At 63.2% G+C, this 13241-nt stretch carries 13 protein-coding genes; 3 read left to right on the top strand and 10 right to left on the bottom strand.

What is annotated here, in order from left to right; translation table 11 throughout:
- Positions 1–10: 10 nt before the first annotated feature.
- Positions 11–424: a DUF983 domain-containing protein gene (locus NDB2M4_RS12870; RefSeq protein ID WP_072375720.1), complete on the bottom strand. Its 414-nt coding sequence runs from the start codon at positions 422–424 to the stop codon at positions 11–13.
- Between the two features lie 112 nt (positions 425–536).
- Between NDB2M4_RS12870 and NDB2M4_RS12865 the strand changes: the two genes are divergently transcribed.
- Positions 537–1904: an aminotransferase-like domain-containing protein gene (locus NDB2M4_RS12865; RefSeq protein ID WP_244536166.1), complete on the top strand. Its 1368-nt coding sequence runs from the start codon at positions 537–539 to the stop codon at positions 1902–1904.
- 89 nt (positions 1905–1993) lie between these two features.
- Positions 1994–3643 carry an ATP-binding protein gene (locus NDB2M4_RS12860; RefSeq protein WP_171988098.1) on the top strand — a complete coding sequence of 550 codons (1650 nt, stop codon included), beginning with the start codon at positions 1994–1996 and terminating at the stop codon, positions 3641–3643.
- Positions 3644–3682: 39 nt separating this feature from the next.
- Here NDB2M4_RS12860 and NDB2M4_RS12855 read toward each other — a convergent pair whose 3' ends face one another.
- Entirely contained in the window at positions 3683–4417 is a 735-nt protein-coding gene (locus NDB2M4_RS12855; RefSeq protein WP_072375714.1) for a response regulator, read from the bottom strand.
- 132 nt (positions 4418–4549) lie between these two features.
- Between NDB2M4_RS12855 and NDB2M4_RS12850 the strand changes: the two genes are divergently transcribed.
- Positions 4550–4948, top strand: coding sequence for a hypothetical protein (locus NDB2M4_RS12850; protein ID WP_072375712.1), 399 nt, complete (start codon positions 4550–4552; stop codon positions 4946–4948).
- 28 nt (positions 4949–4976) lie between these two features.
- Here NDB2M4_RS12850 and ccoS read toward each other — a convergent pair whose 3' ends face one another.
- The 8 genes from ccoS to ccoN are packed head-to-tail and all read right to left on the bottom strand — an operon-like array spanning position 4977 to position 12821.
- Positions 4977–5168 carry a cbb3-type cytochrome oxidase assembly protein CcoS gene (gene ccoS / locus NDB2M4_RS12845; RefSeq protein WP_072375710.1) on the bottom strand — a complete coding sequence of 64 codons (192 nt, stop codon included), beginning with the start codon at positions 5166–5168 and terminating at the stop codon, positions 4977–4979.
- The gene (locus tag NDB2M4_RS12840) at positions 5165–7390 is read right to left on the bottom strand and encodes a heavy metal translocating P-type ATPase (protein ID WP_072375708.1); all 2226 of its coding nucleotides are present in this window, start codon (positions 7388–7390) and stop codon (positions 5165–5167) included. The genes ccoS and NDB2M4_RS12840 overlap by 4 nt, the downstream gene beginning before the upstream one ends.
- A complete protein-coding gene (locus NDB2M4_RS12835) occupies positions 7375–7887 on the bottom strand; it encodes a FixH family protein (protein ID WP_072375706.1) in 513 nt (170 codons plus the stop codon). The genes NDB2M4_RS12840 and NDB2M4_RS12835 overlap by 16 nt, the downstream gene beginning before the upstream one ends.
- Positions 7880–9331 carry a cytochrome c oxidase accessory protein CcoG gene (ccoG, locus tag NDB2M4_RS12830; protein ID WP_072375704.1) on the bottom strand — a complete coding sequence of 484 codons (1452 nt, stop codon included), beginning with the start codon at positions 9329–9331 and terminating at the stop codon, positions 7880–7882. The genes NDB2M4_RS12835 and ccoG overlap by 8 nt, the downstream gene beginning before the upstream one ends.
- Positions 9332–9362: 31 nt before the next feature.
- The gene (gene ccoP, locus NDB2M4_RS12825) at positions 9363–10235 is read right to left on the bottom strand and encodes a cytochrome-c oxidase, cbb3-type subunit III (protein ID WP_072375702.1); all 873 of its coding nucleotides are present in this window, start codon (positions 10233–10235) and stop codon (positions 9363–9365) included.
- On the bottom strand, positions 10232–10408 hold the full coding sequence (locus NDB2M4_RS12820) for a cbb3-type cytochrome c oxidase subunit 3 (RefSeq protein ID WP_072375700.1): 177 nt from the start codon (positions 10406–10408) through the stop codon (positions 10232–10234). Before NDB2M4_RS12820 ends, ccoP begins: the two co-directional genes overlap by 4 nt.
- A gap of 9 nt (positions 10409–10417) precedes the next feature.
- On the bottom strand, positions 10418–11146 hold the full coding sequence (ccoO, locus tag NDB2M4_RS12815) for a cytochrome-c oxidase, cbb3-type subunit II (protein WP_072375698.1): 729 nt from the start codon (positions 11144–11146) through the stop codon (positions 10418–10420).
- Between the two features lie 7 nt (positions 11147–11153).
- Positions 11154–12821, bottom strand: coding sequence for a cytochrome-c oxidase, cbb3-type subunit I (gene ccoN, locus NDB2M4_RS12810; protein WP_083556305.1), 1668 nt, complete (start codon positions 12819–12821; stop codon positions 11154–11156).
- Positions 12822–13241: the final 420 nt, after the last annotated feature.

Below are 13241 nucleotides of genomic sequence, written 5' to 3'. Positions count from 1 at the left end.
CGGCGATCGATCAGGCAACGCGTTGAAGGTTCGTCGTGCTGTCGCGTGACCGCCGCGCGCCGAACCCGTGCATGCGCAGCGCCCACTGCAACGCGACGATCGTGCCCTTCACAGGTTGGAGCAGACCGAGGCTCAGGCCGAGCGTGAGCGGTACCCACAGCGCGATGTGGATCCAGATCGAAGGGGCGAATGACGTCTCGACCCACAACAGGAGTCCGATGACGATGTGGCCGACGATGGACATGACAATGTAGGCCGGCATGTCGTCGGCGCGGTGATGGTGGAGATCCTCTCCGCAAGCGTCGCAGCGATCCTTGACCTTGAGGAACTTGCGAAACAACGGGCCCTCGCCACACGCCGGGCAGCGGCAGGTCGCACCTCTCAGCAGGGCCGTTGCAGTGGTTGGCTCGCAGGTATTCTCCATCCCTAGTCCCCTTTTCTGTGGCCGGGTTATCCGCGGGTTTGGCGGCAGCTTGAAGGTAAGCTACATTGTATGGATCGACAACGCGCTATGTGACCACGCTTGTATGGATTGGATGCCTACAATTTCGGACCGGGGTGGGCCGGTCTACTTGCGCATCGTGGCGGCACTCGCCGACGATATCGCCTCCGGCCGCCTGCATCAGGGGCAGGCGCTGCCGACGCACCGGATGCTCGCCGCGGCACTCGGCATCGACCTGACGACGGCAACGCGCGCCTACTCCGAAGCGCGGCGGCAAGGTTTGACAGAAGCGCGCGTCGGACGGGGGACGTTCGTCAAAGCCGGCGATCCGCCCGCGGCGCGCCAGGTGGTGGCTCCGGGCATCGACCTGTCGATGAACATCCCGCCGCAGCCTGCAGAGGCCGATTTGGCGGCGCAGCTGGCAAAAACGTTCGGCGAGCTGCGCTCGGGCGGGCGCATACAAACGTACCTCAACTACCAGCAGCCCGGTGGCACGCGAGGCGAGCGCGTGATTGCAACCGATTGGCTGCGCTCTCTCGTTCCGAATGTTTCGGCTGATCGGCTCGTGCTCGCGCCCGGCACGCAGTCGGCGCTGTTCTCGCTTCTGCTGATGCACGCGGCGCGTGGCGAAAGCATTTTCACCGAAGCGCTGACATATCCTGGCTTGAAGTCGGCAGCCGCTGCGTTGGGGATAAACCTCATCGGCGTCGACATGGATCGCGACGGTATCAAGCCTGACTCGCTCGAGCGCGCCTGCCGGAAGCACAGCAAAGTGCGGCTCATCTATCTGATGCCGACGATGCACAATCCAACGACGGCAACGATTCCCGTGAAACGCCGCGAGGAGCTGGCGCGCATCATCGCAGCGCGGGGGCTGACGCTGATCGAGGACGATCCTTATGCCTTCCTGACGTCCGGCATTACACCGTTTGCCACCCTGATCCCCGAGCGCACTTATCTTGCCGCCAGCTTGTCGAAGAGCGTGACGCCGGGTTTGCGCGTTTCGCTGGTGGTGTCGCCGAACCAGGAGGAAGCGGCGCGACTGACGAATTGCCTGCGTGCCAGCTTACAGATGTCGGTGCCGCTGACACTCGCGGTTGCCGCCAGATGGATGAGCGACGGCACAGCGGCCTCGATCATTGCAGCGGTGGCAAACGAGGCGGCTGCGCGCCAGCGGCTTGCAAGCAAGGCGCTGCTGGGGCATGCGTTTGCCGCACATCCATCCGGGCATCATCTGTGGCTGACGCTGCCTTCACCGTGGTCGAGCGCCGAGTTCGCAGCTCATCTGCAGAGGCGCGGCCTCGGCGTCGTGGCAGCGGCCTCGTTTTCCACCTCTGACAATCCGCCGGACTGCATTAGAGTTGCGCTCGGCGCGGCTCCCAGTCGCTCGACGTTAGTAAAGGCCCTGGAAATTCTGGCGCAGTCCCTGGGCACGGATCTCGACACCGAGCACTTAGTGTAACGGCTTCGGAGCACTATCGGCACACTACACTTGATCATCGCCGACCAATGACATTCAATCGGCGCAGCTTGGACCTTGCGGCACCCCTCATGCCTCTCACAGACCCGTCGGCCAGCGACACCCAGAAAGAGCTGCTACTCGCCGAGTCGCAGATTTCGACCATCCTTGCCATTGCGGCAGATGCGATCATCTCGCTCAACGAGAATATGCGCATCATGTTGTTCAACGATGGTGCGGCCTCGATGTTCGGCTACAGCAAGGAAGAGATCATCGGGCAGCGGCTGGACGTGCTGATTCCTGAGCGCTTTCGTGGGACGCATCACGCTCATGTTGCGGAATTTTCGCGATCGCCGGTCGCGGCGCGGCGCATGGGTGAGCGGCAGGAGATCTTCGCGCGACGCAAGGACGGGACGGAATTTCCCGCAGAAGCCTCCATCGCAAAGCAGGAAATAGACGGGCGCCCCATCTTCATGGTGGTGGTGCGCGATGTGACCGAAAGGAAGCGCGCGCAAGCAGAGCTGGCGAAAGCCAATTCGGAGCTAGAGCAACGCGTGGCGGAGCGCACGCGCGAACTCGAAGCGGAAATCGGCCGGCGCGAGGCGACGCAGGCAGCGCTGATCCAGGCACAGCGCATGGAGGCCTTCGGCCAGCTGACGGGCGGCGTCGCGCACGACTTCAACAACCTGCTGACCATCATAACCGGCAACCTGGAGCTGGTGGGTGATGCCACGGACCAGCCAGCATCGCGTACGCTGCTGAAGCGTGCGGCCGATGCTGCCGACATGGGCGCTGCGCTGACGAAGCGGCTGCTGACGTTCGCCCGGCGGAGGCGCCTCTCGCCGCAAGTGCTCGATCTTAACGAGCTGGTGCTGGGGCTGATGGAAATCCTGAAGCGCTCGATCGGCGAGCCGATCACGCTCACCACCATGCTCGCCGGCAACCTGTGGAAGACGAAGGCCGATCCAAGCGAGGTGGAGAACGCGATCCTCAACCTCGCCATCAATGCACGCGATGCGATGCCTCACGGCGGTGCGCTGATGGTCGAAACGCGCAACGTTGCAGCGAGCGCCCTGCCCTTCGACGGCGCGGGCGGGGAGTATGTGCTGCTATCGGTTTCGGATACCGGTGAAGGCATGCCGCCCGAAGTTATAGAGCGCGCTTTCGAGCCGTTCTTCTCAACCAAGGAGCCCGGCCGCGGTACCGGGCTCGGCCTCAGCACCGTCTATGGCTTTGCGGAACAGTCTGGTGGCCACGCGACAATCCAAAGCGCAGTTGGACGCGGCACGACCGTGACGCTCTATCTGCCACGCGCCGATGGCGAACTCGACAGGGTTGCATCGGCTTCCGAGGCGGTGCCGCTTTCTGAAGCGAACGAGGTCGTGCTGGTCGTCGAAGACAATGCCGAGGTACGCGAGCTGACACTGCAGCGCGTCGAAGGTCTGGGCTACGTGGTGCTCGAGGCAGAAAGCGGCCCGGCGGCGGTTCGCATCCTGCAGAGCGGCGAGCATGTCGATCTCGTGCTGAGTGACATTGTCATGGCTGGTGGCATGTCTGGCTATGAGTTGGCCCGCTGGATTGGCGAGCACGTGCCTGGGACGAGGGTCGTGCTGACGACCGGATATGCCGCGGAAGAGACGCGTCACGATCCGGCTGCTTACGGCGGCAACCCCATCCTGCGCAAACCTTATAAGCGCGCGGAGCTGGCGGTGTCGCTGCACGATGCTTTGCATCGCGACTAGGGCTCCTTCGACCCGTGTGTCGCGCTCATCGCCAGAGCGTCAGAGCTTCTTGGCGGATCCGGCAAACACGTAGCCGACGCCGCGCACGGTTTTCACCAGCGTGGGGCGTTCGCTGTCGGGCTCCAGCTTCTTGCGCAGGCGTGCAACGAGCGCGTCGATGGAGCGATCCATCGGCGTCCAGTCGTGACCTTTCAAGAGGTCCATGATCTCGTCGCGCGAGAGGACACGTCCGGCTCTCTGCACGAGCAGCGCCAGCAGATTGAACTCGGCGGTTGTGAGGTCGCGCAGCTCGCCGGAGGGATCGCGCACTTCGCGGCGCAGTAAATCCACCTTCCAGCCATCAAACCCGTAACATTCCTCATCCTCAGAGGTAGCGCCACTTGCCGGCGCGTTGCCGGCCTCGTAGCGCCGCAGCACCGCACGCACGCGAGCGATTACCTCGCGCATGAGAAATGGCTTGGGGATGTAGTCGTCGGCGCCGAGCTCGAGACCCACCACGCGGTCGATGGCGTCGCTCTTGCCGGTGATCATGATAATCGGGACGTTCTTGACCACGCGCAACTCACGCGCGACCTTCAGGCCGTCCTCACCGCCGAGCTTCAAATCCAGCGTCACGAGGCTGATCGGGACCCGCTCTATGAGGGTCAGGGCCTGGCTTCCATCGGAGGCCTCAAGCACGGAAAACCCCTCGCCTTCCAGACCAGTACGCAGAAGGGTGCGCACCTCGGGCTCGTCGTCGACGATGAGAATGGTCTGCCGTTCTGCTGCGGACATGGGGCGGGGGGCCGGCTGATTTGGTTCATTCCTGTTACATGCTGTCACACAAGCGCACAATCAGGTCAAACCCCGGCGACGCCTTGCCGCTAGGGTGTGGGTTAATTTCGTCCATCACGCGAGTGGTGCCCGGTGAGCGAAGATCACATCGATGGTAATCCCAGCGCCTGCTGTGGCGGCTGCCAGAATGGCGCCAATCCGCGGCCCCGGCTGGTTATCGGCATCTTCAACGATGCGGACAGCGCCAGCGGCGTAGCCAGGAAGCTACGCGGCACCGCGCATGCGGTCTGCGTGCTTTCCAACGATGAGCCGCTGCTGGCACAGGACTTCGATGGCCTGCCTCCCCTGTCCCTGATGGGCTGCGGTCGCCTCTATCAGCAGGTTGCAGCCCAGCTCGAGCTCGGAGCGTCGATCGTTGTTGTCGACGCGCTAAGCCCCGAGCAGCAACTGGGCTTTTCGCGGGTGTTTCTCGAGTCGAAGTGCGACTTGTTGCTGACGCATGACGGCAGTGGCGCCAAGCACGCCGACTGAACCCCTCTCGCGGCCTATGCGGCACACTTCACTGTGGGCGGGGCTTTTCTGCGTTTTCAGCCGGGCTCGATGCGTCGCCGGGCTCTTCGTCCTGAATCGCGCGCCATCCGGCCCCTTCCAGATCCTCGAACTGGCCTGAACGCAGGGCCCACAAGAATGCCAGGAGCCCGAGCAGGCCGAGGGCGAGTGCACAGGGGATCAACCAGACGAGCGATGTCATCGTGCTGATCCTTTGCCGAGAGTGAGCCTTCTGCCGCGCAGCCGTAGGGCGTTGCCCGTCACGGCGATCGACGATAGCGACATGGCGAGCGCTGCAATGAGCGGCGTGACGAAGCCAGCCATGGCCAGAGGTACCGAAACGCAATTGTAGGCGATGGCGATGGCGAAGTTCTCGATCGCCATGCGCTGAGACGCACGAGCTACGGTCAGCAGCTCAATGACCGGCGCGAGCGGTTCGCCCTGGAAGACGGCATCCGAAGCGGTTTGACTAACGTCGGCGGCAGTCGAGGGGGAAATGGACGCGTGAGCAGCGGCGAGCGCCGGCGCATCGTTGAGGCCATCGCCGATCATGAGCACGCGGCGGCCTTCCGACTTCAGTGCCTCAAGGCGCGCGATCTTCCCGTCGGGCCGCACTTCGGCGAACCAATCATCAATACCAGCCCCCTCCGCGGCGGCGCGCACCGGATCGATGCGGTCTCCGGAAAGCAGGACGATTCGGAATCCGGCTTGCTTCAACGCGGCGATGACGGCAGGAGCGTCGGAGCGGAGGCTATCTTCAAAGTGCAGCGCAATCGGTGCGTTGCCGCCATCTCGGAACCAAAGGGAAGCGACATGGGCGTCGGCACCTTCGGCTACGGGGATGCCGACCCAGCTTGCGGAACCGAGGCGACGCTCGCCACGAGGCGATGCGGCAATCAATCCGCTACCGGGATGCTCGATGACACCTTCGGCGATCGCGAATGTGAGGCCGCGCTCACGGGCCGTGCGCACGACGGCGCGCGAATAGGGGTGGCGGCTGGCAATGGCGAGGGAGGCCGCAGCAGCCAGCGTTGCATCGTCGATGGCATCCGCGTTGGCCAGCGAAGGCTCACCGCGCGTGAGCGTGCCGGTCTTGTCGAAGACGATGGTGTCGATGTCGGAGAGGCGTTCAAGGCCGTCGGTCGCCTTGACGATGATGCCCTTGGAGAACAGCCGGCCCGCTGCAGCCACCTGAACTGCTGGCACCGCCAGAGCGAGCGCGCACGGGCAGGTGATGATGAGCACAGCGATGGCGTAGGTGAGCGACTGCTCGAAGGCTGCGCCAGCGACCAGCCATCCGATCAGGGTGACGGCGCCGAGAATGTGCACGGCAGGCGCGTAGAAGCGCGCCGCGCGATCGGCGAGGCGGACATAGTGTCCGCGGCCCTGCTCTGCCGATTGCACCAGACGGGCGATATCGGCGAGGAGGGTATTGTCGTCGGTGGCCGTGGCTTCGACGACGATGGCGCTGTCGATGTTGACGGTGCCGGCGTGCACCATTTCACCAAAGGCGGCGCGACGGGGGACCGTCTCGCCGGTGATGAGGCTGGTGTCGACGTGCGTGGCGCCACTCAGGACGCGTCCGTCTACAGGGATGCGTTCGCCGGCTGCAACCTGGATGCGCATGCCCGGCTCGAGCGCGCGGGCGGCGAGACGACGGACGGCGCCGTCCTCGCCGATGACGTTGGCGGACAGGGCCTTCAGACCCAGCAGGTTTTCGGCAGCGCCGCGCGCGCGTACGCGCACCTTCTCATCGAGGTAGCGCCCAATGAGGAGGAAGAACGTCAGCATGATCGCGGCGTCGAAGTACACCTGCTCGGTGCCGCGCATCGTCTGATAGAGGCTCATTCCCGTCGCGAGCAGGATGCCGAGCGAGATCGGCACGTCCATGTTGAGATGGCGTGCGCGCAGGGCGGTGAGCGCGGAGCGGAAGAACGGCTGCCCGGAGTAGGCGATGGCCGGCATGGCGATCAGCGCCGACAGCCAGTGGAAGAGATCAGCAGCGGACTGGTCCATGTCGCTGGCATGACCGGCCCACACCGAGACCGAGAGCAGCATGACGTTAGCGGCGGCAAAGCCGGCAACGCCGAGGCGACGCAGCAAATCATCGGCGCGGGCGGTGGCGCTCTCGTCGGCACTGCCGACGGATTCGGCGGCGCGGTAGCCGGTGCGGTCGAGGGCATCGATGAGCCTTTGCGGCTCGGTGGTCCGGTTGTCGAAAGTGACGGCCACGCGCTTGGCGGTGAGGCTGGCGCGCGCGGAGGCGACACCGGGCGTTGCCTGCAGGGCGCGCTCAATGCGGCCCATGCAGCTTCCACACTGCATGTTCTCGACGATCAGCGAAACGGTCGTCGTCGGCGGCAACGAATCGTCGGCGCTCGGGGGCGCCGATGCTGCACGCGCCAGTGTTACGGCTTGATCCATGCACGTCTCCGCGCCTGATATACGGGCTCGTTCGAGCTGCCGCCATCGTAAGCGCTAAGATCGACAATCCAAGTGCCTTCCACGGCGCCCGGAAACACAGCTTCGTAAAGGCCGGGGGCCGTCTCGGCGAGCGTCACCGTGACGTCCTGCCGATTGGTAGCTGGCCGGCCGATGGTCGCCAGGACGCGCTTTCCGGCGACGGCGGCATCCTCCTTATCGCGGAGCATCACCTGCAGGCGCTCAGGCGTGCCGGTGAACTTGGTTTCGTCGCGCCAGCCGAGCGCGGTCTGGCGCTCGTCCTGCGCGATGCTGGTGTTGTATTCGAGACCCTTGCGGTAGGCGTCGGGCGTTTCGACGCCGCCGAAGGTGGAGACCGCCTGATAGATCATGAAGCCGTCGACGGCGAAGATGATGCCGAAAAAACCGAGGAAGCACATCAGGACGTGCCGGCCGCTCATGCGGGATTTGCGCGGCTTGGTAGCAGCAGGCTCACTCATTGGCTGGCCCCCGGAAGGTTGCATCGTGATACAGCGTCTCACCTTCCGCCGGGTCGACAACGGCAAAGCGGAACGGCGTGGCGCTGCCGGACAGTTTAGCGCGCAAAGCGGCCGGGACGGTTACGAAGACTTTCAGAGCACGCAGATTATCCGGCACGACCTCGATGGTTGGGCGCTCGCCCGAAAGGCCAACGATCTGCAGATGGGCGCCATCAAGACCTGACAGCTCGAGATGCAGACGGCGCGTGTCGTGCTCCTTGTTCATGATCTTGATGACGTAGCCATTGCGCAGACTGCCGTCGGAGAGCTGGACGAACATCGGGTTGCGATCGTGGAGGATGTTCACGTCCATGTCGCCGCGGTTGGACCACGCGAACACCATTACGCCACTGACCAGGGCGATAAGCGCCGTGTAGACCAAGGTGCGCGGACGAATGAGGCGGATCGGGACGCGCTTGTCGTGCGTGGGCGCTTCAAGGTTCTTGAAGGTGTCGTAGGCGATGAGGCCGCGCGGACGGCCGACGCGATCCATGATCTCGTCGCAGGCATCGATGCAGAGTGCGCACTGGATGCACTCGAGCTGAGCGCCGTCGCGAATGTCGATACCCATGGGACAGACGGTGACGCATGCGGTGCAGTCGACGCAGTCGCCGCGGCCTTCCCACGACTGGCCCTTCTTGTGCGGGCCGCGTGGCTCGCCGCGCCAATCGCGATAGGAGACAAGCAGCGAGTCGGCATCAAACATCGCGCCCTGAATGCGCGGCCAGGGGCACATATAAATGCACACCTGCTCACGGGCGATGCCGCCGAGAAGATAGGTCGACACGGTGAAGACGCCAAGAAAGACGTAAGCGACGGTGGGTGCGTCACCGGTGAGGAGTTCATGCGCAAGTGTCGGCGCATCGCGGAAATAAAAGACGAGCGCGCCACCTGTTGCCAGGCCGATCAGCAGCCACGTGGCGTGCGTGCCCGCCTTGCGCCAGATCTTGTTGAAGGACCAGCGCGCATTGTCGAGACGAATGCGGGCGTTGCGATCGCCCTGCCAGATGCGCTCGACTGCGATCATGAGATCGGTCCAGACGGTCTGCGGGCACGCATAGCCGCACCACACACGTCCAGCGAGCGCGGTGACGAGAAACAGCCCGAGCGCCGAAAGGATGAGGATGCCGGTGATGTAGTAGAGCTCCTGCGCCCAGATCTCGATAGGGCCGAAGAACAGGCGCTGATTGGCGAAATCGAGCAGAAACGCCTGATTGGGCAGGTTCGGCCCGCGGTCCCAGCGGAGCCAAGGCAGCAGGTAGTAGACGCCGAGTGTGGCGACCATCACCGCCCACTTCAGCTTGCGAAAATTGCCGTGCGCCAGCTTAGGGTAAATCTTCTGGCGCCCGGCATAACCCCCGACTGACTGTCCCGCGACTTCTGTCGTTCTGTTCATCATATTCATGGCGAGTCCTCGCCAGTGGGGGTTCAGGTTTCTATTGGCCGCCGCCGAGCGAGTGCACGTATGCGGCCAGCATCTTAATGGTTACGGGATCGAGGCGTCCGGTCCAGTAGGGCATGACGCCGCCCCGGCCGGTCTCGATGGTTTTCTCAATGTCGGCGAGCTTGCCGCCATAGAGCCAAATGCCATCGGTGAGGTTCGGAGCGCCCATATCCTGGTTGCCCTTGCCCTCCTCGCCATGGCAGGCGACGCAGTTGTCGGCGAAGGTCTTTTTGCCGCGCTCTGCAGCCGCTGCATCGGTCGAGTGTCCCGACAGAGATAGCACATACTGGGCAGTATCTGCTATTTCGGCAGGCTTAAGGATGCCGTCAAGACCGAAGCGGGGCATCGCCATGTCGCGGGCTTCCGGATCACCAGAACGGATGCCGTGCGTGATGGTCTGCTGGATCGCTTCGGGCGTGCCGCCCCACAGCCAATCGTCATCGTTGAGGTTCGGGTAACCAACGGCACCGCCGCCGCCCTTGCCGTGGCACGGGCCGCACCTGTCACCAAACACCGCAGCGCCGCCAGCCATCACGAACGGCAGCAGCTCTTCGTTCTTGGTGATCTCGCCGACGGGCGTTGCGGCGATCAGCTCGAAGTACTTGGACTGCGCCGCTTTGGCTGCGGCAACTTCCTTGCTGACTTCGCCGCGCTGGCTGTAGTCGAACATCCCCTTGGTGTAGTCACCGTTGACGACGGGCCAGGCCGGATAGACGACCCAGTAGCCGATCGACCAAATGATGGTCGCGTAGAGAACGTACAGCCACCACCGCGGCAGGGGCTTGTTCAGCTCTCTAAGGTCGCCATCCCAAACGTGACCGGTCGTTTCAACGCCGGTGACGCTGTCTACGTGCTTCTCCGTCATCGACCGTCTCCCTCCGGTTCGTCACTCTTGTCCTCAAGCGGCACCTGCGCCGCTTGATCAAACTTCTTCTTGTTTCCTGGCCAGAACGCGTAGGCGACGATGGCGAGGAACAGACTTACGAAGAGCACCAGGGCTATAGTCTGCGAGAGTACCGTCGCAGCGTGATATGTCATGGCACGGCCTCAGCGAAGGTTGGGTCCGGCTGCGTCGAACTTGGCGAAGTCGACGAGCGTTCCCAACATCTGCAGATAGGCGATCATCGCATCGAGCTCGGTCGGCTGATCTCCCTGGGCGCCATCGAACTTGCGAACCTGCGCTTTGGGGTACCGCTCGGCGAGCGCTTTGGATTCGGCGCTATCGGGCTTGATCTGTGCGACGACATCCGCCTGGGCGTTCGCGATCATCTCGTCGGTGTAAGGAACACCAGTGAGACGTAGCGTCTTCAGGCGCTCGGCCATATTCCCGTACTCGAGCTTGCGCTTGGCGAGGAAGGGATAGCCGGGCATGACCGACTCGGGAACGACCGAGCGCGGATTGTGCATGTGATCGACGTGCCAGTTGTCGGAGTACTTGCCACCGACACGGGCGAGATCTGGCCCGGTGCGCTTCGACCCCCACTGGAACGGGTGATCGTACATGCTCTCAGCGGCGAGGCTGTAGTGCCCGTAGCGCTCAACCTCGTCACGCAGCGAGCGGATCATCTGCGAGTGGCAGTTGTAGCAACCCTCGCGAATGTAGATGTCGCGCCCTGCCAGCTCGAGCGGAGAGTATGGCCGCATGCCCTGCACCTTCTCGATCGTCGAGTTGAGCAGGAACAGCGGGGCAATCTCCACCAGACCGCCGATCGACACCACAATCAGGATGCCGATCAGCAGCACCATCGAGTTCTTTTCGAAAAAATCGTGCTTCATGGTTCCCTCACTCGGCCGGCACGGCAGTGGCAGCGTGGCGCAGCTCAGGCGCGGCCGCGGTTTCCGGCTGGTCGGCAATGTCAGATGAAACCTCACCGCGGATCGTGCGCCACACGTTGATGGCCATGAACACAGCACCGAGGAGGAACAAGAGACCACCGGTGGCGCGGATAACGTACGGCCAATGCATGACCTCAACCGTCTCGACGAACGAGTACTTGAGGAAGCCAAGCTTGTCGTAAGCACGCCACATCAGACCCTGCGTGATGCCCGACACCCACATCGCGGAGATGTAGAGAACGATGCCCACGGTAGCGGTCCAGAAGTGCCACTCCACAAGGCGGAGCGAATAGAGACCACGACGCTTCCACAGCCAGGGAACCAGGCAGTAGATGGCGCCGAAGGACACCATGCCGACCCAGCCCAGCGCACCCGAGTGCACGTGGCCGATCGTCCAGTCGGTGTAGTGCGACAGCGAGTTGACCGACTTGATCGACATGAGCGGACCTTCGAAGGTCGACATGCCGTAGAAGGCGACCGACACGACAAGCAGACGCACGACTGGATCGGTACGCAGGCGATCCCATGCACCCGACAGCGTCATCAGGCCGTTGATCATGCCGCCCCACGAGGGCATCCACAGCATGATCGAGAAGGTCATGCCGAGTGTCTGCGTCCAATCGGGAAGCGCGGTGTAGTGCAGATGGTGCGGACCCGCCCAGATGTAGAGGAAGATCAGCGACCAGAAGTGCACGATCGACAGGCGGTAGGAGTAGACCGGCCGTTCAACGCGCTTAGGGATGAAGTAGTACATGATGCCGAGGAAGCCGGCGGTCAGGAAGAAGCCGACGGCGTTATGGCCGTACCACCACTGGGTCATGGCATCCTGGACGCCCGAGAACAGCGAGTAGCTCTTCGTTCCCAGGAACGAGACCGGGATGGCCAGGTTGTTGACGATGTGCAGCATCGCAATCGTCACGATGAACGCCAGGTAGAACCAGTTGGCCACGTAGATGTGTGGCTCCTTGCGCTTCCATAGCGTGCCGAGGAACACCAACAGGTAGACGACCCAAACGAGCGTCAGCCACAGATCGATGTACCATTCCGGCTCGGCGTATTCCTTGCCCTCGGTCGCACCGAGGACGTAGCTCGACGCTGCGAGGACGATGAACAGCTGATAGCCCCAGATGACGAACCAAGGCGACCAGTAGCCGGCGATGCGGGCACGGCTGGTGCGCTGGACGACATACAGCGACGTTGCAAGAAGAACGTTTCCGCCGAAGGCGAAGATCACTGCGGACGTGTGCACCGGGCGCACGCGCCCGAAGTTGGTCCATGGCAGATCGAAGTTGAGGGCGGGGAAGGCTAGCTGCCAGGCGATGATGTCGCCGACGAGAAACCCTACAATCCCCCAAAACACGGCGGCGATCGTTGCCACCTTGATCGGCCCATCCATGTAGTGGGCCTGCTCGTCGGCTCCGCCCTGGCGCGGATGCGTCAGAACGTAGTAGCCGCCAGCAGCCGCGGCCAGAAGGAAGAGTGCGCCGTGGAGGCGTATCACTTCGTCCTGACCGAATATTGCTAGCACGGCGCCGATGGCGCCTATGATTACTGCGGCGATTGTCGCAGTCGCACCTGATAGTGCGATGACCTCTTCGCTGGTTGTTGCCTTCATCGTCAAACCTCGTCTCTCCCCGGACGGTAAACGATACGAGCCACATTGCCCTCCGCCCATTGACGGCGATCAAGTGTGCGACGAAAGTGTAGCCGATTTCTCGGCCATTTCTCTCGCATTGCATCGCTATCGTTTGGTTGCATCGAGTTAGGTGCCTACTGCTTGAGGCTGATCAAATTGGCCTTGCGGCACGCTCGCACACAGGACGATTGCCACAGCTCAGTGTCGGGACCATCACAGCGTGGCTCGGTCGGTCGCGTCCTTCAAGCATGGCGCATTACAGTGCCCGCGAGAAAAGGTGCGCGTCTGGGAGGCGGCATTGCTCAGCATGAATGAATGCGGCGCCACCATCCTCGAAGCCACATCCGGTCGGCGAATGCAGCTCAAGGCGGTGGCGCCGGCATATCCGGCCCACGGGAC

Source organism: Hyphomicrobium sp. NDB2Meth4 (assembly GCF_900117445.1).
Lineage (GTDB): Bacteria > Pseudomonadota > Alphaproteobacteria > Rhizobiales > Hyphomicrobiaceae > Hyphomicrobium_A.
The sequence above is the reverse complement of the archived record's forward strand: the minus strand, read 5'-3'. Positions and strand labels throughout refer to the sequence as shown.

Excerpts from the sequence above, each read along its gene's own strand:
- NDB2M4_RS12870 (WP_072375720.1), bottom strand. The coding sequence starts at position 424 with ATGGAGAATACCTGCGAGCCAACCACTGCAACGGCCCTGCTGAGAGGT.
- NDB2M4_RS12865 (WP_244536166.1), top strand. The coding sequence starts at position 537 with ATGCCTACAATTTCGGACCGGGGTGGGCCGGTCTACTTGCGCATCGTG.
- NDB2M4_RS12860 (WP_171988098.1), top strand. The coding sequence starts at position 1,994 with ATGCCTCTCACAGACCCGTCGGCCAGCGACACCCAGAAAGAGCTGCTA.
- NDB2M4_RS12855 (WP_072375714.1), bottom strand. The coding sequence starts at position 4,417 with ATGTCCGCAGCAGAACGGCAGACCATTCTCATCGTCGACGACGAGCCC.
- ccoS (WP_072375710.1), bottom strand. The coding sequence starts at position 5,168 with ATGACATCGCTCGTCTGGTTGATCCCCTGTGCACTCGCCCTCGGCCTG.
- NDB2M4_RS12840 (WP_072375708.1), bottom strand. The coding sequence starts at position 7,390 with ATGGATCAAGCCGTAACACTGGCGCGTGCAGCATCGGCGCCCCCGAGC.
- NDB2M4_RS12835 (WP_072375706.1), bottom strand. The coding sequence starts at position 7,887 with ATGAGTGAGCCTGCTGCTACCAAGCCGCGCAAATCCCGCATGAGCGGC.
- ccoG (WP_072375704.1), bottom strand. The coding sequence starts at position 9,331 with ATGAATATGATGAACAGAACGACAGAAGTCGCGGGACAGTCAGTCGGG.
- ccoP (WP_072375702.1), bottom strand. The coding sequence starts at position 10,235 with ATGACGGAGAAGCACGTAGACAGCGTCACCGGCGTTGAAACGACCGGT.
- NDB2M4_RS12820 (WP_072375700.1), bottom strand. The coding sequence starts at position 10,408 with ATGACATATCACGCTGCGACGGTACTCTCGCAGACTATAGCCCTGGTG.
- ccoO (WP_072375698.1), bottom strand. The coding sequence starts at position 11,146 with ATGAAGCACGATTTTTTCGAAAAGAACTCGATGGTGCTGCTGATCGGC.
- ccoN (WP_083556305.1), bottom strand. The coding sequence starts at position 12,821 with ATGAAGGCAACAACCAGCGAAGAGGTCATCGCACTATCAGGTGCGACT.